Source organism: Microbacterium sp. zg-Y625, assembly GCF_030246925.1.
GTDB classification, from domain to species: Bacteria; Actinomycetota; Actinomycetes; order Actinomycetales; family Microbacteriaceae; genus Microbacterium; species Microbacterium jiangjiandongii.
On the sequence record NZ_CP126740.1, the window covers coordinates 2,207,615 to 2,226,605 of the forward strand.

General features: G+C 62.4%; 11 protein-coding genes. 2 read left to right on the forward strand and 9 right to left on the reverse strand.

The genetic code is table 11. The annotated features are described in order from the left end of the window. Window position 1: 1 nt before the first annotated feature. From QNO14_RS10180 to QNO14_RS10190, 3 genes are all read right to left on the reverse strand, one after another. Entirely contained in the window at window positions 2–1,204 is a 1,203-nt protein-coding gene (locus tag QNO14_RS10180; protein ID WP_257505170.1) for an McrC family protein, read from the reverse strand. An 8-nt stretch (window positions 1,205–1,212) separates the two neighbouring features. Continuing rightward, window positions 1,213–3,402, reverse strand: a complete 2,190-nt coding sequence (locus QNO14_RS10185) for an AAA family ATPase (RefSeq protein WP_285184258.1) — start codon at window positions 3,400–3,402, stop codon at window positions 1,213–1,215. Window positions 3,403–4,092: 690 nt separating this feature from the next. Further along, the gene (locus QNO14_RS10190) at window positions 4,093–4,320 is read right to left on the reverse strand and encodes a hypothetical protein (protein WP_257505172.1); all 228 of its coding nucleotides are present in this window, start codon (window positions 4,318–4,320) and stop codon (window positions 4,093–4,095) included. Between the two features lie 72 nt (window positions 4,321–4,392). On the opposite strand from QNO14_RS10190, the gene QNO14_RS10195 reads away from it, so the two are divergent. Continuing rightward, entirely contained in the window at window positions 4,393–4,623 is a 231-nt protein-coding gene (locus QNO14_RS10195) for an integrase core domain-containing protein (protein ID WP_257505173.1), read from the forward strand. Between the two features lie 192 nt (window positions 4,624–4,815). Then, complete coding sequence (locus QNO14_RS10200; protein ID WP_257505174.1) at window positions 4,816–5,601, forward strand: GNAT family N-acetyltransferase; 786 nt, start codon at window positions 4,816–4,818, stop codon at window positions 5,599–5,601. Window positions 5,602–5,977: 376 nt separating this feature from the next. On the opposite strand, the gene brxL is transcribed toward QNO14_RS10200, so the two are convergent. From brxL to QNO14_RS10230, 6 genes are read right to left on the reverse strand one after another with little or no spacing between them, the layout of a single operon-like run. Next, window positions 5,978–8,125, reverse strand: a complete 2,148-nt coding sequence (brxL, locus tag QNO14_RS10205) for a BREX system Lon protease-like protein BrxL (protein WP_257505175.1) — start codon at window positions 8,123–8,125, stop codon at window positions 5,978–5,980. A gap of 10 nt (window positions 8,126–8,135) precedes the next feature. Beyond that, entirely contained in the window at window positions 8,136–10,631 is a 2,496-nt protein-coding gene (pglZ, locus tag QNO14_RS10210) for a BREX-1 system phosphatase PglZ type A (RefSeq protein WP_257505176.1), read from the reverse strand. Continuing rightward, entirely contained in the window at window positions 10,624–14,112 is a 3,489-nt protein-coding gene (pglX, locus tag QNO14_RS10215; protein ID WP_257505178.1) for a BREX-1 system adenine-specific DNA-methyltransferase PglX, read from the reverse strand. Before pglX ends, pglZ begins: the two co-directional genes overlap by 8 nt. Beyond that, on the reverse strand, window positions 14,112–17,600 hold the full coding sequence (brxC, locus tag QNO14_RS10220; protein ID WP_257505179.1) for a BREX system P-loop protein BrxC: 3,489 nt from the start codon (window positions 17,598–17,600) through the stop codon (window positions 14,112–14,114). Before brxC ends, pglX begins: the two co-directional genes overlap by 1 nt. Window positions 17,601–17,605: 5 nt before the next feature. Then, window positions 17,606–18,208, reverse strand: coding sequence for a DUF1788 domain-containing protein (locus tag QNO14_RS10225; RefSeq protein WP_257505180.1), 603 nt, complete (start codon window positions 18,206–18,208; stop codon window positions 17,606–17,608). Beyond that, complete coding sequence (locus QNO14_RS10230) at window positions 18,205–18,816, reverse strand: DUF1819 family protein (protein ID WP_257505181.1); 612 nt, start codon at window positions 18,814–18,816, stop codon at window positions 18,205–18,207. Before QNO14_RS10230 ends, QNO14_RS10225 begins: the two co-directional genes overlap by 4 nt. Window positions 18,817–18,991: the final 175 nt, after the last annotated feature.

Here is an 18,991-nt window from a genome sequence, read left to right on the forward strand (position 1 = left end):
GCTAATTGCCTTTCGACGGCCCCACGTCAGCCGTAAGCACTGCGGTGAGGTCGGCAACGCCAGATTCCACCTGTTCAATCGTCCCGTTGAGCGGGAGCGCATGGACATGGACGTGGACGCCTACCGCTGGAACGTCGAGAACTCGCGCGACGACATCGCCTGAGACATAGATGAGGTGTGCGGTCGGAACGTGCAGAGCGAGCGCGTACGCGACCGCCTGATAGACGTCGCCATTCGGCACCGACCCCTGCCCATCACCGAGCACCTTGTACTTGGTGTCTGCGACCGTAAGAGGAGTTCCGCCACGCGATATTACGATGTCTGGTCGGAGCGCGACCGCTCGATCTGTGTCCAGCCACCAGCGTCGATCCTGCGCGCTAACGTCGAGCCCAACATTCGCAAGGTTCGACCGAAGTCGATTCGCGATGTACCCCTCGAAGACAGCCGCCATGTCGACAAGGAACGTTCCGCCGATAGCGGCTCCCGCGCGATGCGTCCACGAGACGGCTTCGAGGATCACCCGTGCGAGCCGCAGCGGAGCGGCGTAGTGCTGGTTGAGACGGTGCAGGCGAACCTCGGGAAGCGGGAGGCCTCGTGGCAACGACTCGACGTCCGCAAAGAGCACCTGCATCGCCTTGAAGCTGTGGCCGAGCGCATCCGTTACGCCAGCGAGCCGACCAAGTACGCGAAGGGCGGTCCGCAAGATGCGGTTCTCGTCGATGTCCTCTGTGAAGTCATCGAAGTCGATCTCAATGGGCAGCGGGATGCCTGGCCGCTTGCCGAGCTGACGCGGGATATCCCACCGACCTCGCACGACCGAGGCTGAATCCTGAACGCTTCGGTAGCCTTTCAGCAGCCCCCGCCGCGTCGCCTCATCAAGCGCGACGATGAACGCCCGGGCGATTGCCACCGGGATCGACGCATCGGCGCCGTAGGCGGTCTCGCTGGGGCCGAGGCGGAGTTGAAGCCCCCCAAGGGACGCCATGAACACAATGTTCTCGAGCGGCGTCTTGGGCACGACACGGAGTTCGCAGCCCGCAACCACCGCGACTCCGACCTTCCCCACGTCAGTTATCCGCCACCTCCCCACGACGGGAGTCGGCGTGACCCGACAGAATCGCAAGTCCTGCAATTGCATCGCCTGTTCGAGGGTCAGGTCGACGAAGCTCTCGCCCTTCTCTCGGATGAAAATGCGTTCGGCCATTGCCGCAATCAGATCGACTCTGCCGTTGCCGAGTCGTCCGTCGCGGCGATCTCAGCGGCGCCGGGTCCGGGCTGGAGGGCGGCGAGCAGCGAATCGAGCGAAAACCGAGACGCGACGTCGACACCTGTGCCCAGATGACGTTCCTCCAGAAGCGGGAGCAGGTTCTCGGTCCAGATCGCTGCCAGGTCGTGCGCTGTGAGTTTCTCCGAGCGAAGCAGGTAGCTCGGGCCGATCCGATCCTCACGCTCCCGAATCCGGGCGTTCAGCTCTGCGAACAGGGCCGGCAACGCGAACCTCTGCGGATGGTCTTCAACCCATCGATCAAGGATCCCTGCGACCGGAGCGACATCCGGATGGAGTTCGAAAAAGGAGAAGCGCCTGCGCATTGCCGAGTCGAGGAGCGCGATGGAGCGGTCAGCCGTGTTCATCGTGCCGATGATGAGGACGTTTTGCGGAAGCGAGAAGGTATCGCCACCATCAGTGCCCGAACCGGCGTAGAGAAGATCGATTGCCTCATCGCGATACTCGAGCAGGTAGTACAGCTCACCGAACACCTTGGACAGGTTCGCCCTATTTATCTCATCGATCAGGAGAACGTGGGCGACATCGGGGTCTCTGCGCGCGTCCTCGGCGATGCGGCTCAGCGGCCCCTTCGCGAGTTCGAAGACGAGCTGTCCGTTCTTCTCGCGCGGTCGGTAGCCGGCGAAGAAGTCCTCGTACGTGTAAGAGGGATGGAACTGGATGCGACGGGCAGCGTCTGGTCGGCCAGTGATCGCATCGGTCAGAGCCTTGGCGACGAATGTTTTGCCGGTGCCCGGCGGTCCGTAGAGGATCACTTGGCCGCGCCGGTGGAGCGCGTTCACGACCCGCGCGATCCAGTCAGCATCCAGGTTGAGCGTATCGCTCAGACTCGCGACATCGATTTGGCTTGGAATGAAGCCGCGCGGGTCGGTTAGTACGTCATCACCCTCGTCATCCTCACCGTCCTTCGTGAGGGTGGCCGGGTCAGGAAGTGGCTGCGGTTGCGTGTCGGGGTGCCATCGATCTCGCAGCGGGCTCGCGTAGAAATTGACCGGCTTGCCGCTCTTCAGCTGCAGCGCGATCACGATCCGTCGAAGATCATCATCGGCGTCGTCACCGAACTGCCCACCGATCTCGCCGATGAACGCCTCACGGATACGTTGACGGTGATCTTCTGACACGATCGGCCCGAAGAAACCCGGGTGCACGAGATACATCAGCGCATATCGCTGGGTCGGGAACGCGTCACCATCCACCGACAGCACGAACGCTCGCCACGCGCGCGCATCGCCGAGCACTCGCTCCTGAGCGTCCGTATCGAGGTCGACCCAAGCTTTCGCGAGATTAATGATGATCGTCACCGCATGATTGATGCGTGACATCATTCCCGTGCCAGGGTTGAACGCTCCGCCGCCGAACGCCTCGTCGAACACGGTGGGGATCGACACGGGGTGCTCCATGAGTTCGAGGACGGCCTGCACCTTCTCGGTCTTCTTGGCATGCCCCATCACTGAAGCGATCGGCAGGACCTGGAGGGCGACAATCTCGGCCATCAGGAGCTTGACCGCATCCGTTTGATCCCTGAGCTGAATCGCGAGGTTCTCGACGAAGTTTTTGCCCTCGACCTTCGACGATGTAGTCCACTTCGCGTGAAGCGCGGACACCGTTTCGACATTCCAAATCGATTGCGCAGGGCTGAAGACCGACCCCCCGTTCTGCAGCCCTTCCTCCACCCACGAGCGAGCCGCCAGCAAGAGCTTCCGTTGAGCTGCGTCCGCAGATACCCAAACACTCGGAAGCGCTTCCTCGATGCTCGCCTGCAGTTCGAGGCGTCCAACCGCATACAGCCGTTGGGCCTCGGCGAGCAGACCGTCGCCCGCGAACTCCTCGAGCGCCCGAATCCCTGCTTCGGTGATGGCCCACTTTCCCGAGCCGTCCGGGTGCTTTCGCAACCAGCCAGCTGCCACCAGGTAGGCGCTCGCCCAGCGCCAGTCGGTCTCGCCCCGACGGAGTCCACGGGAGTTCAGCTCCGTCTCGTGGTCTGTGAGCGGGACTGCACGCTCTGCGTCCGACCAGACGTCGCTGATCGGCACGTACTCGCCCTGGGGTGCCGTCATGGCCAAGTATTCAAGCCCTGCTCGCACTCGCGCCGCACGACGCACGTTCGTCTCTGCCATCGGTTCTCCTGACTCCACTGTCCCGTTTGAGTCTAGGGAGCGCCCCGACACTGCCGCTGATGGCGCGCACCACATCGGAGTGGGGTACCGATATCCCACGCAGGCCCCTCGCACGGAGTTCCGGCGTCGCGTCGATTCCCCCCGCACGGCGCGCCGCGACATCGCGAAAGCGCCCAGGTCTCGGCATCCTCGCGATGCCGTCAGTCCTCGGGCCGGCGGCGCAGCCGTTTGGTGTCGGTGCGCTGCTTCTTCGCGGTCAGTCGCCGTTCCTTCGCACCCCGGGTCGACTTCGTGGGTCGCCGAGGCGCGGCGGGCGCGCGCACTGCCTTGGCGACCAGCGCGGCCAGCCGCTCACGGGCGGCATCCCAGTTGCGGGCCGGGCGCGGGGCTCTGACGCGGTTATCGTCATCACTCCCCCGACCAGCCGACCGGGCGGCCGCGGATGGGCCCGCTCGGGCAGATGCGGCGTCAGCGGCGCAGCGTTGGAACGCTATGTTGGGGCAGGCTGCATTCGCATCGCTGAGCGTGGAATGCCGCACCGCGTTGCGCCGACACAAAGGAGCGAACTGTGAAGGTTTTCGGAATAGTACTGATCACGTTGGGCTCGCTATTTGCCGCGGCAGCGAGCGGAATCTTGGCTCTCGTTGGCATGGCGGGGACTCCCCTCACTATCCCGCACGTAGGGTTGATCTACTTCTTGATCTTCTGGAACTTGCTGGTGCTCGCGACCGGGCTAGTGTTCTTCTCCGTCGCGCGGCGTCGATCCGTCACAGGGACGAGCGGCGCCTGAAGCTGGCGACCGCCGACCGATGTGCGGATGATGGTCGGCGGACCTACGAAGATGAGCCGCGCAGAGTCGTCGACGCGCTCGAGATGGCCCGCTGGCGACGCCGCCCCGAGCCCGGAACCGTGGTTCATGCGGACCGAGGAGCGTAATACACCAGCTGGCTCTTCGGCCACCGACTCCGCCAAGCCGGGCTGCTCGGATCGATGGGCAGAGTCGCCTCAAGCGTCGATAATGCCCTCACCGAGAGCTTTTGGTCGACGATGCAGCGCGAGCTACTGGATCGCACGTCCTGGGACTCAAGGACGCAACTCGCGTCGGCCATGTTCGAGTGGATCGAGGGGTTCTACAACCCTCGCCGCCGGCACTCCGCCCTCGATTACCTCAGCCCCGCCGACTACGAAGCCCTTCACACCGCCGCCGAGATCGCGGCATGATCAACACCCAAGAACCGTCCGGGAAACCGGGTCATGCTCCCCGCACTTCGAGCGAGAGCTGAAGTGCGTCCCAGCGCTTACTGGGATCGTTGGAGGGCCAATCGACTTGCGGTAAACCCGGCGAGTCAGTAATCGACCAGATGAGCGGTACGTTCGTCATCAGGGTGCGACGCGCCTGGGGAGGAGTCCGTGTTGGGCAAGCAGAGCGCGAGGAAGCGCGCAGCCCGTGAGGCCGCCGCTTCCCCTCAACGGCCGACGGTAGTCTTCGGCCCATCAGCACCGGCCGATGCCGAAGCGATTCTTGATCTCTCGCGCACCAGGTTGCCGGTAGCCTTGCCCTTGATCGAGAGGTACGCCGAGGGCAGGCCATCCCCTTTCGAACCGCGGGTTGCGCGCGAACTGCTGCTCGAGTTCTCTGTCGCGCGAATCGACGGCCGGGTCGTTGGATACGCCTACAAACAGCCCTTCCCGCGACCCGGCGGCCAGGGGTATGAGCCGGAAGTGGCCAACTTGGTGTTCCTTGCGGCCAACGTAGGCCGGTCCGGTCTTGGTATCGGCAATGGGTTGCTCCGCGAGTGCGCCGTACGAGCGAAGGCTACGGGCGCCAAGTTGATCACTGCCCACGTGCCCACCGAGGCGATCACCCTGTACGAGCGGGCCGGGTGGACCGTGCTCGCAGCGGACCGGGGCCTCGCCTGGCAGCTTCCGGGTGGGATCCTCTATGGCGACTACCCGAAGGCCGCCTTGCCTTTCCCGCACCTTGCATACAAGCAGCTCGGCCAAATCTCCTACGCGTTCGACTTCGCCAACGATGGCAGCGCCCCCGTCCATCAGGCCACCCAAGAGCTCCGTCGTCAGGTCCGTGCGGGAGAGATCGACGAGCGAATGGTGAGCGATATCGCCCGCCGCCAGATAGCGATCTCTGCGCAGATCGGAACCAGCTTCGGCCCCGGCGCCACACCCGTCCGTCGCTTCTAAATGGATCTCCCCACGCGCTTACCGTGCGTAGGGGAGATCTTAGGGCTACCGCGGACGAATTCGCTTTCGATGCTTCACGGGCCGGGTGTTCACGCGGGCGCGTGGCGTGGCCGTGCCGAACCAACGACGATGACCAACGCAGCGGAACCTATGCCTCGCGCTCGTGGTTCAATCGGGCCGTAGCATCGCCGAGAGCGAGCCCAAGACGCTTCGGACGGGTTGACGCCATCGGTATGTCTACGTCGTCGTGACAACGGACCATGGACAGCTTCGCGAACGCCGCGATCGGAGACCCCCTCGCCACACTGTTCACGCATCTCCGGCTCGTACCTCCTGTTCATCGCGTTCCATCCTCGCTTGAAGAACGAAACGAAAGTCAGGCCGATTCAGCCCTCTCCATAGCCGGACTCGTGCTCTCGCGGATGTACGTAATCCCGAAGGCGCGGACCTGGCGGAACTCTTGACGACTCGCTCCGAGGTCGAACCACCCGCCGTCGGATTTCTGAAAGATGTCGAGGCCGCGGCCCAGGTTTATACGCCAGCCGTTGCTGGTTCGGATCCATCGATCGTGGCCGCCCGGGTCCTTCTCGATATTGAGTCTCACGCCCTGCTGGGCCGCAGCTTCAACTATGTCGCTGAGCATCCGGAGTTGCTTCGGTTGATGCTCGGGATCGTCGTCGAGCGCTGTGAACAGGTTGACAGTAACTTCATCCGCCGGGTCCTTCTCAGAGGCGATAAGCGCCAGCAGCTCGACCAGGTTGCGACCCTGGTGCGCCTGACGTATGTACGGGTCGTGCAAATCGATCCCTGTCGCGCCGCGCAGATAGGGCATGAGCAGGGTCTCGAACGAGAGTCCCCGCTGGTTCTCCAAGAAGTCCCGGTGCCCCTCGAATAGTTCGGCCGGGACGGGGCTGGAGATGGGAGGGGTCGCCGGAACTGCATGTACTGACCGTTCGGTGCTGGGCCGCGAATCCTCCACCGACGCGCCCGACTGCCCGCCGTTGTAGTGGGTCGGGTATTCGTCCTCCTCGAGCGTCGTCACCGGCGACCACGCACCGGCCTTGTCAGTGAACCCGAACTTCACATCGGCCATCGTCGCGTCGATCCGAAGTATCTGATCCTTGACGCGCTTACGCCCCTCAATAGCGAAGCGGAGGATCTCCTCGACCTCCTCGCGGGTTGCCTCCTCATGCGGGTACAGCAGCTTCATCAGGCCCGAGAAGGTCTTGTGGATGCCGTCGCGGTCGCGCGTCGAGATGTCGGACGACAGCGTGAAGTACCGCTGGTACCGGTCGGAGTAGTCGGCCGAGCGCATCGACTTGAGCACTTCGGCGATGTAGTCGACGACGAAGCCGTACCCCTCGGAGAACATCTCCCCGCGGATCGTGTCGACCTCCCAACCAGGGATGTAGTGGTGCAGCCGGTCGAGGTAGGCGGAGTCATGGTAGCTCTCGGGTAGCTCGTCGAACAGGTCAGAGTGCTTAAGCATGTACGGCACGGTGTGCGAGGTATTGCCGACGAAGACCATGGAAGCTTCGGCGCCGAGGGTCTCGACGCCGCGGGAGAACGATTTGTTCGCCATGTAGTTCTTCATGATGTCGACCAGCGCCTTGTCAGTGCGCTTCTTCTTGCCCGCGAACTCGTCGAAGGCGACGACATCCCAGTAGCCGACCAGACCGATGCGGCCGTTCGAGTTGTTGACGAACAGCTTCGGAACGGTGACCTCTCCGCCGGAGATGAGCATGCCGTGTGGCGAGAACTCCGAGAAGATGTGCGATTTTCCGGTGCCCTTCGGCCCGAGTTCGACGAGGTTGTAGTTGCGCTCGACGAACGGGATCAGACGTACGAGCTGGATCAGCTTCGCGCGCCGGCCGAACATCTCGGGGTTGAAGCCGATCGACTGGATGAGCAGGTTGATCCACTCGTCGGTGGTGAACTCGCGCCGCGCGGCGAGGTAGCCCTCGAAGTCGAAGTTCGAGAGCTGGATGGGCTTGATCGAGCCGAGAATCCAAGGGACGACGCGCTGGTCCTCGCTGTGAAAATACTCAATGTCGCAGATGCACCACACGCCGCCAGTGAGGAGTTTCGGGTGCGCCTTGATCGTGGCGGGTTCGACGAGCACGCCCTTGATGCCGAGGTTGGCGAACTCCGCCTGGTAGACGTCGTCCTTTTCGTTGAGCGTCACCGCGACCCTGTCGATGATGCGGTGTCGCCCGCGCTCTCGGATTGTGGATTTCACCAGTTCGGACTGGTTCCGCTGCACGTAGTGGTCCGCGAGGATCTTGCGGACTGCGGCGATCCCGGCCTGGATGGTCGCCTCGTCGTCGGACGCGGCGTATTGGCCGAGCAGGTACTCCAACACGTATGAGGGCACGATCGCGTTCCCCTTGACCGCCTTGACGAGATCCTTACGGACCACGACGCCGGGGAAGAGCTGGTTGATCTTGCGGTCGAGGTCGGACTGCGCGGGAGGTGCGTCGGCCTCGGCCGCTCCTTCGGTGATGGTAGTGCTGTCGAGACTCATAGATGCTTCCCTAGAAATCGAAGTCCGAGGCGAACGACCGCCGGAGCGTGTAGAGCGCCTTCTGGTAGGTGCGCCACTGATTGGTATTGGGGATGCGCTCTTCGAGGCGGAACTCCACAGAGCGGTTGTTGTAGTCGTTGGCGTCCTGACTTAACAGCATGTTGGCATTCTGGTAGCGGTCGCGCTTGTCGCTCGACTCCTGATCGAAGGTCAGCTCCGGCTGGTTCGAGATGAGCGTCTCGCCGACGTAGAGGCCAGCGCGGACGGCGCGTGGTTGCACTTTCTCGCTCACCGGCTCCGACTGGAACAGCTTCACGACGAGTTGCCCCGTGGTTATCTTGTCCGACTCCGGCAGCACCTCGACGTGGACGAGACGAGTGTCGCTTCGTCGCTTCTTGTTGATCGTCAGCACCGGCACCACGATCTCTTGCAGGGACGCGCCGCCGTGGACGAACCTGGAGCCGGCACCGGGTAGTCGCAGACGGTGAATCGACTTTGGGAGCTGCACCTGGAGGTCGCTGTCCAACCCCAGCTGCTCGGGCTCGAACGTGCGGAAGGCGCTGTCCTGCTTCATGCCCCGGCCAAGCACGTACCGGCGGTTCGTTGTGACGATCTCGTCGCCCTGCGGAAGCGTGGAGAGGTAGAAGGCATCTGCAAGCGCGCTGTCCTGGAAGAGGAAGCCGTGGTCGGCGGTGATGAGGATATTCGTCGCGTTTGCGTTCGTCAGTCGTTTCACTAGGTCGACGAGTTCTCGCAACGTCTCTTCTGCCGCCTCAAAAACCTGCCGCTCCGTACCGGCCTTGTCGCCGGTAGCGTCGATGCGGTTGTGGTAGACGTACAGCACCTGGTTTTGGCTGTACAGGTCGCGCAGCTCGTCTCGGGACAGGGAAAGCACATCCTCGGCCTGGATGGCCTTACCGTCGACCGCCTTGAGCACCTTGGTCCGGTTCGCTGAGCCATCGGTGCGCTGCCCGTCGACCAGCACGGGATCACCGTCGTGTGAGTGGCCGATCTTGCTATGCGGCAAGAGCGCGGCCATGCCGAGCTGGGTGTAGCTAGGGAGCACGCCGAGTACCGCGTCAAGTTCGGCGTCGAACCGGTCTTCCTGGCGGATGCGTGTGCGCAGCTCGTCGGCGACCTCGTAGCGCAGGGCGTCTGACACGATCACGACCGCCTTGTTGCGGCCGCCCTTGGTGATCGGGGCGACGTGTTCCGGGTAGAAGGCGGTCTGCGGGCGCAGCAACGATGAACGCCACTTTCCGGCCGCGTCGACGTGTGGCTGCCAGGCATTGCCCAGCTCGAAGAGGAACTTATTGGCGTAGAACTTCTCGACCTCGCTTCGCAGATCTTCCAGAGGCTTTGAGTGCGGGGCAGTGCGCGCGGCGTAGACGAACTGCCGGTAGAGCTGGTCGATGCGGAACCATTGCTGCTGGTACCGGTCGAGCCCGTCATCGAATGACGTGATCGTCAACGTGAGTGTCGAGAGTTCGCTCAGTAGTTCGGAGCCGCTTTCGATCGCGGCGTAGAGCTTCCGGTATCCCCCCGCCCAAATGCTGCTCTTCCGTTTGCGAACCACCTCGGCCACTTCGCGGGCGGTCGCAGTGCGAGCCGCGACCTCGCGCGCGAGGTCGCTGATGATCTTCTGTTCGACCTCCTCGAAGAGGTCGTTGCTGACGAGATCGCGGAAGTTGGCGCTCTCGATCGTGCTCGCGTAGCCGATGCTCTTTGCTGTGCGCCTGGCGAGCGTTGCAAGGGCACTTTGGCTGCGCAGGTCGAAGCGCAGGCTGTTGAAGTCGAGCTGGATGTTCCGCAAGCCGCCTGGTTGGTCGCTGCGGAACCCGCGGATCGCCTGCTGGAACATCCACAGCACGAAGTCGTCGATGGTCGGGCTCGACCACGTGTAGCCATAAATCTTCGCGATCCCGCCCCAGTAGAACTCGTCAAGCTGGTAGTCCACGAGCGACTCGAACTTAGCGTTACCGCCGGCCGCCTTCTCGATGAGGAGCGCACGAGTGAGTTCGAGCAGGCTGTGCTCCTGTTGGCCAAGGAGCACAGCGGTCATCTTCGCGCGAAGCTGGTCCGGGCTATCGCCCGGCTCAAGAAGCGCCTTGAGTGACTGCACCCTCTTGGCAGCACGGAAGAACTTCTCGTGAGCCCGGAGGGCCTCGTCGATCCCCTCGGCCGTGAGGCCGAGCTCGGTCCGAATCAGCGAGACACGGTCGGCGGTGAAGACACCGTATGCGAGCTCGAGGTCGAGCAGCCAGTTGCCGACACCGGTCGGAACGGCGCCCCCTCGGTAAACCAGGAACTTCCCCGTCGGCTCTTCGTGGAGCAGACGATGCTTGATCGCGTACTCGTCGTTCGCCACCTGAATGGCTGTGACCCCCGGCAGGTTTAGGTGTTGAAGCTCTGCGGCATAGTCACCCTCGGGGTCGTGCCAAAAAACCACCCGCTGCCGAGTGAATCGACGCGCGAGGTTATCGCGGACTCCCGCGATCTCACTCATCGCTGGCTTCCAGACCGGGGATTTTCTTCAGCGCGGCGCCGAATTTCGGGTAGTTCCTCTTCACACCGTCGTCGAGATCGATGGCGATCTGCTGCGTCGCGAGCGGGTAGAGCACGTCGTGCTCGTACTCATTCAACTCCACCAGAACCTTCCGGAGACGCTCGGCCTCGCGCACGTTGTTCGAGCGCTCCGCCTGGACGAGGCTCGCCTGAAGCTTCGCCTGGAACTCACGCAGATACTCGTTGAGCACCGTCGACACCGTCGAGGGCGTGTACCGGTGCATGTAGATGAGCGCGTTGAACGAGCCCTTCGGACTCGAGAACAGCCAGTAAATCGGCCGCTTCTTGTACCTCTGCACATGATCCTTATAGAACGACTTCACGAAATAGGTGCGGATATCCTTCACCCCAAGAGACTCAGTGACGAACCGCAAGTTCTCCTCAAAATGCTGCTCACCGAACGCCACACGCAGGAACTGGCGGAACCGCTCAACGATGTCATCCTCGAACCAATCACCATCGACAATCGGGATGACATCGTCCTTATCCGGCATGAACGTAGGAGACGGAACCCTCGCGAGGTAGTCCTGCAACGTCGCCCCCTGATCCGCAAGGATCAGCCCCGGTTCATCCAGGCTAAAGCGACCGAACATGCAACCCACGGCATAGGAGACCAGGTCTTGGACGGCGAGAGTCCTGAGCCGGGCTTCGTACTCGGAACTTGGGAGATCCTCGCCAAAACGGAATCGAGTATTGCAGCTCAACGAGACCCGAGAGAGCTCCACGGACGTTCGAACATCGCCGGCCAGCCCATACAGCTCGGCGACTGCCTCGTTGTTCCGCGTCTCTAGGTACCGAACGCGCTCAGCCGTTTCCTCGCTTGACGACTGGTGTTTGCGTACTCGTTCTTCGAGAGAAGGGGATTTGCGTGCGACCAGCGGGTTGACTTCAAAGCCCCATGACGTCTCAGCCTGGTCCCAGTCGGCGCGAGCGATTCCGACTAGATTCCGGACGACCTCGCCGATTTCGCTTTCCGGCCCTGGCAGGATAATCGGCAGATTGGCGATCGTGCCGACATTAAAAGTGATAGTCGGGGCAAGGGCGGCCAGAAGTTCATGCGTGACAGAGGAGTTCAGAATGCCCAAGATGCTCATCGAGAGGTCTTCCGACTGCGGATAAACACCATCCCCCGTACTTCCAGCGGCGATAAACCCCGGCGGGTACGAACGAAATGCCGGCGATCCCGAGCTTACGTTCGACCAGGAAACCGACGACCTGAAGTAGTAGTCAACGTTCTGGGGTCGCGAGCGAACTTTCCCTCCATCCTCTGAACCGAAGGCGCGAATTATGTGTCCGTCGTCCTCCCAGTTAACAACGTGCTCGTGGTTTCCGTACCACTTCCGGAACTCCCCGCCCTTGTTGTAGGGGAACCAGCGGGCGCCAGACGCCTTGGCGAGCTCTCGCGATCCACTCGAAAACGAGATCCGGTTAGCGGACACCTCCCACCATTCACGAACGAATGCTCCGCTATCGCCGGTGAGCAGCCCTTGGCGTGGTTCCGCCACTGAGCTGAGGGGCACACCCTCTGAGAAGGCTCGCCGCATAGCGCCCGAGAGCCAGTACACGAGCGGCGACCCGGGGATCACAACGAAGTCGGCTTGGTCGACTACGAAGGCGTTGTAGTCGGGGTCCAGGAAGAGCGCTTCGATCTCCGCGTTGGTTCGCACATCTACGTGCCTCTCGAAGAGCTTTCGATATGACCCGCGGCGACCATTAGGCGACGCCTTCTGGAAGACGAAGCCAACCGAGCCAAAGTCGGATCCCCAGACTCCGCGACCAAATTGGGCCAGGCAGACGAGAAAGTGCGTGCGGAACAGCTGCTCACGGAGCTTCTCATACGACTTGAGCACCATCCACGCAGGCAGGTCAATGATCGCCCAGAAGCCAGCCTGGGCGGTCAGATCAGATGACCGGAGCATGAATGCCGTCATCAGGTCCGACCTGCCTAACGGGAACCGGTCACCCAGGTACTTGGCCAGACGCTCTGACATATTTCCGTTGCCCATGTACGGCGGGTTGGTAACCACCACTGCGTATCGTCGGCTCAGATACTCTGCCTGGCTCAGTGCGCGTTGCGCCCAGTCCAGCGCGGCGGCCCGAATCATGTCTCCGCCGTCATCGAGCGCGCTCAAGTGACGTGCGAGCCGGGTGGTGAGGCTGGCGTCGGGTTGGATGAGGGATCCGAAGGTGTCGGCTTCGGCGAACTGGTTCCAGAACGCTTCCTCAGCGTGGCGGTCGCCGTCCGGGGTGACGAGGTAGTCGAGTTCGTCGGGGGTGAAAGAGATCGGGGCGATGACGCAGATGTTCGGCTTGACCTGCTTGTTGAAGAACGTGCGCTGGCGGGCGCGGGCCTTCATCATGAGGGCGAACGCGGCAAGAGCACCGGCGCGGGGGTCGATCTCTGTGCCGAAGAGGTTATGGGTGAGGATCAGCCCAGCGATCTCAGACGGTGCGTACCCCTGCTCCTCGTAGATCGCGTAGAGCAGGTCGAAAGCGTAAGTGAGCATGTGCCCCGACCCGCACGCCGGGTCGATCACAGTCAACTCTTCGGGTGTGCTGATCTTGAGGAAGTCGGTCTCTTCGTCCACCGGGGGGACGTAGTAGTCCATCTGGTCCACCAGCCGCGACTCCGGATGGTTAAGCATCCACAGCCGGCCGACGGAGTTTTCCACCAGGTATCGGACAATCCAGTGCGGGGTGAACAGCTGCGTGGCCGCGGGGATCTCGTCAGGACCGGCCTTCTTGTTCTTCTTAAACCCGGCGAACACCTCGCTCTTCAGCTCCGAGATGTAGAACTGGTATAGCCAGCCGATGACCTCAACGTCCTGGCACACCTCCGCGTTCAGCACGGTGACCGCCCGGGCGAGCACGGAGCCGTCGGCGAGCAAGTTCGCGGGCATGAGCAGCTCGGTGTAGTCGCCCTCCCGCTCGAACATGAACGGCATCGAGCGGTGCCAGTAGCGGCAGTACTCCGCCAGCAGCAGACTGTACGCTTCACCCTGCGGATCAGAGCTGGGTCGCGCGCCGTCCAGCAACGCGGTAATCCCCTCGGCGGTGCGCGTACCGACAACATCCGTGTCGATCACGCCACGCTTAGCGTCGGCGAGCACCTCGGGCTGCCCGGCAGACGCCCCGCCATAGGGCGATACCACGCCGATGCCGGTGTACCCATTAGCATCCATAAACCGCAACGCGACGATCCGGTTAAACCAGGTGTAAGCAACCCTCTCAGCCACCTTCGCCCGACCCGTCACACCACCACCCGCCGCAGCGATCGCGCGCTCCAACGCCCCCACGGCGGCCGCCTCCTCCACACGCTCAGCCGACCCCGGAGCAAGCACCGCAGCAACCCGCGCACCCACCTCCCTAACCAACTCAACCCGCGCCCATGTAGCAAACAACTTCAACGACGCCGTATTCATCAGAGTGCGATCCGCTTTCCGTCGTCGAGGGCATGGATGAGGGAGCTCCGCAACGCGGCGAGGTAGGCATCGACGTCGTCGGGTGTCTCAAGCGGGCCGGTCACGCCGAGCGCGGTGATTGTCTTGATGGAGACGGTCTGCTTCACCGGAGCGGGGGGAACATCGGGATCCGACTCCCGAGGTGCATCTGCGAGCTGATCAAGGACGGCGGGATACCCGGTCTCCTCAAAGCCGTTCGCGAGCTCGCGGATAACAGCGATCTGCCGTTCAGAGCCGACGCGAGAGATGAGCATGTCGATCCGCGACACGGCGCCCGTCTGCGCTTCATCGCTGGCTGCCACAAAGATGGAGCTGATCCGTAGGGCATCGCGACGCGCGTCGATCTCGGCCACCGCGTCGGCGCGGTTCGCATTCACGGCATCGGCAATCTGACGGCTCAGAGCGTCAGCGGCATGCTTGAGCTGGGTCATCTTGTTGCTGCGGAATGCCTGCGGGTCGTCGAGCAGCCGGGTGACCTCCGCGTCGCTACCGTGGGGAAGGTAGGTGAGGTTACTAGCGTTATCACGTAGAAGCTTGGCAGCGTCGTCATAGATGGTGCGCTGGTTGCCCTTGAGGAACGTCTCGATCGGATCGATGACGTCGTCCTTCGCCTCCAACAGGTCGTCGCCGAGGGTGAAATCGGTCAGGTACCACTCGTCAGGCTTGCCGACGACCGTTTCTAGCAGCGCGATCGGCGTGTCGAGCTGGGCGACGAAGGGGTATTTCGAGCCGCTGACTCGGGCCTTGAGCTCGTCGAGCTTTGCCCGCAGTTTCCCGCCGCCGTAGTGCGCCAGCTCCAGCGGATCCTTCGTCACGGCCGGGTCACTGAAAAAGTCGATACAGAAGGAGCGGAACGCGGCAACCTTTCGGTCGTCGAAGCTCTTCTGCGGCGCAACCACGATGTGCGGATGCTTCTGTGTGTTGCGCAGGTACGCAGGTACCTCGCTTCGCTTGAGCGTATTGCCGTCCACGGACAGCATTACCTTCGCGGCGCCGACGAGGTGCGCAGCCACGACCTCGATGGAGGCGAGGTCCCAGCCGTACGGCTTCGCGCCGAAGGTGTCGATGAGTGCCTTGACGGTGACCTGCTCGCCGAGGCGATCGCGGCGCAGCACATGCGAGAGCATCTCGTCACCGGGCGCGGCAAGCTTCGACAGGCTCGTCGCGTCGAACATGCCACCCTGGTCGGGGTTGGCTGCACCTGCGATCTGCTGTTCGGAGTAGGTCACCCCGCCGAGCAGGCTGAGCTGGGTGTAAGTGCGGGCGATGAGGTGCTGGAAGCCGTCCGTTACCCGAGCGAGCGGGTCCTGCGAGGACGAGGACACGTCGGCCGCGTTTATCACGAGCTGTGCAGAGCCGACCGCGCGTTTGATGCGTTCGACCAGTTCCTTCTCGCGTTCCACGTTTTGTGCCGCCTTGGAACGCAAGATGCGGTCCTCGTCGGGCGACATCGAGCTCGTCTGCTTCCGCTTGGTGTATTTCTCGGTCTTGATGAGTAGCCGCAGATCGGCGAGCACGCGGTCGTCGCGCTGCATGATCACGAGGAGCTCATCCTTGCCCGCGCTGTGCATGCGGGTCTCCTCAGGCGAGTACGGATACTCCGAGGTGATGAAGTGCAAAGACAACTCACGTTGCTGCCCGAAGACCTGGTTGTCGAGCTTGTAGCCGAAGCCGAAGTCCTGGCCGTTCTTGGCGTACTTCAGCTTGGAGGTCTTCATCACGTCACCGGAGAGCATCTTGTTGAGCCGGGCGGAGAGCTCCGAGGCGTCGATATCGACGGCCTTGATCTCTTTCTCCATGTCCTGCTCAAGATCAGTCAAGTACTCATACGTGGTGCCGCTGCGCTGGATGTACGTCTGCGTCTCCAGCAGCGTCAGCGCCTCCTGCACCTGCTTTGCCAGCACGGGAAGGTCGAGGCCGAACCTGTCGTAAACCAACACCGTCAGGTTGCGTGCTGTCGCACGGAACCCGTCGACGTACTTGATCAAGAACAACGCCTTGAGCAGCCGCACGGCGAGTGGGTTCTCCAGGTTGCGCTCGGCAACGTCGATCGAGCGCTGCGCCGCCGACTTCAGCGACGAGCGGATGCCCGCGAACATGCTGTCGAACGTGGCGAGCTGGCCCACCTTCACATCGCCGATGTCCTTAGCAACCTGCTGCACGACGCCGAGCATCGAACGCTCGCCGACCGAGCTGTTACGGCCTTCGAAGACGTTGTGGTCCGAGATGCCCTCGATCGCAGCCTGGAACAACGGGAACTGGTAGTTGACGAACGGGTAGGTGCCGACGAACTGCTCCTCGGTCGTGTAGTTCCGGTACGTCTTCGCCCCGTCGACGAAGTCGAAGAGGGTTTTGAAGTTCGCCGACTCCTCGGCGTAGATCTCGCTCAGGGCCGCAGCACCCGCGTCGTTCTTAGTCAACAGACGCTTGCTGATGACCTCCTCGACATCAGCGCTCGTGAGCTTTACGCGGGTCTTGAAGCGCGCCTGAATCTTCGAGAAATCGTTGCCCTGCTGCTTAGTGCGGTCGCCGATCACACGATCCATGTCCTCTTGCGAGGTCACCATGACCCACGCCCGACCCTGACACTTGGTGTTCAGCGACTCCGCGATTGTCTGGAGATTCAGCATCAGGTGGGTGTTGTTCCCGATGAACTGCCCGACCTCATCGACGAAGAAATTCAGCCGGAAGTCCTTCTCCTGCTTGTCCAGCCACGCCTTCACCTCGTCGGCGAAGTCCTCGATAGAGACCGAGTAGGTGTCCTGGTAGGTCTTCAGAATATCCGGCGCTGTCGCGGCATCGATGCCGGCCACTTGGGCGTACGCCTCATTGACCTGTTTGCGGACGGTGGGTAGACCGAAGCTCGGACGGCGTTCCTCCCACTCCCGGCCAGCGATACCCCGAAAAGCACTCTTGAACGCGTCGAGCTGCCCCTCCTCGTCGAGCTGATGCTCAAACCGGGCGATGAACCCCTGATCCCCGTAATAGCCGCGCGACTCGTCAAACACCTGGACGAACACGCGCAGCAGCGCGTCCGCCTGGTCCTTGCTGATCAGCGGAGCCTTCTGATCGATGTTGAACAACAGGCTCTTCGCTGGAATTCGCTCGGCCTTGGTGATCAGCGCGGGCAGGAAGGCACCCTCAGCCTTCGCGCGGAATGTCTCGGAGACCTCATCGCGCGGGTAGTTCTGGCCTTCCACATCGCCGAGAAGATGGGCAAGCATCTTGAGCAAGTGGGACTTGCCGGAGCCAAAGAACCCTGAGATCCATACACCGTTGGCGTTCGTGTAATTGGTGTACGCCTCAAGTAGTTGCTCTAGGCCCTTGGCAGCCTCGTTCGTGAGGACATACTCCTCCACCTCGGTGCCTAGGTTCCGGGCATCGTCGGCCTTGACGACGCCCTCAATCGGACGCTGGACGTCTTTGGCGAAGATCTCTTGCAGCTGCATGGCGGTTAGGGTTCCTGTTCCAGGATATTTTTGGCGCGGTAGTACTGGTCGTCGTGCTGGGTCCCGAACAACTCCAGCGACGATCCCAGGGTCTCGGATTGCTTGTATTGGCCGGGAAAGAACATGAGCATCGGCTTGCCGGTCACCACGCTCTGTAGGTTGTTCAGCACGTTGTGCGACCGGATGTACGGGAAGACCTCACCGATTCCGGTGAGGAAGAAAACGTCGAACCCGCCATCGGCAGTCTTCGCGGCAATCGCCGGGGCGAGGTGTTGCTGCGGGTTGAGCATCGAGCGCAGCACCTCGGTGAACTCCGCTTTGTCGATCGTCGGCTCGATCTCGAGGATCTCCTCCCAGTCGCCACGTTGTTTGAGGATCTCCACCGACAGGTCGTAGAGGTTGACCTCGCGGACCTGGATGCCCTTCTCGGTCGCGAGCCGGGTCTTGATCCGCTTTTTCGCCTTCGCGACGTCGAGCGCGTACTCCGGCGGGTAGGGGTATATGAAGAAGGGCACCTCGTTACTCAGCCCCTCCATATTGAGGAATCGCCTGCCGCTGAGCACCGCGAATAAGTGCTCCTCCTGGCGGAAGAGTTCCGTACCGATCACACGCTCACCTCTGTCGAAGTTGGGAAGAAGCGGACGTCGCTCGGACGCCGGAGATCGAGCAGAGACTCGATTCCCGGCGACAGGATGACGCTCAGGATTTCACCACTGTCGCTCACGAGGCCCGCCTCGCGAAGCATCCGAAATAGGTTCTGACGCAACTTGCGTCGGGTGCTGTCCTGAAGTGCGTCTAGCTCGGGATGCCAGAGCGCCTTGCCTCGAACGAAGATGTCGAAGTCTCCTCGCTTGAGGGACGGCGTGAGGAGGAGGAACCGTTCGCGGACGACCTCCTCGGCGAACTCCCCCACAAGTGTGTAGCGTCGACAGGCAGCTACCCACATGAGGTGTGCACGCTCCTGGGGTGATGATTCTCTCAGCAGTGACATCTCGTCCGCGCTCAGCTCCGAAAGGCGCCCCACTACCTCTCGACTCACAGTGCGGCGCGATTGGACCGTCCTGCTCTGCAGCGTATTTGACTCCATCAGCTCCGCACGAACGAGGGCCCAGTCCCGCACACGACTCCAGACCTCGGCCGTGTGCCACGCTTCGGTTACGAGGAGCCCGCCAGATGTGAACGACAGCGCATATCGCTCGACACTACGATCCGCCATCGGCAAGCACCCCCTTTTTGAGAACCCGGCCTCCGTACGACCGTATTGCCCACAGACGACATCAGGAGATTGAGGGCACGCCCTCGCATGCCAGATGCCTCGCTCCTCGCTTCCGCGCGAAGACCCCAGCACTCCACCAGGCCTCCAGCCTATCGACTAGTCGGAAGACACTCAG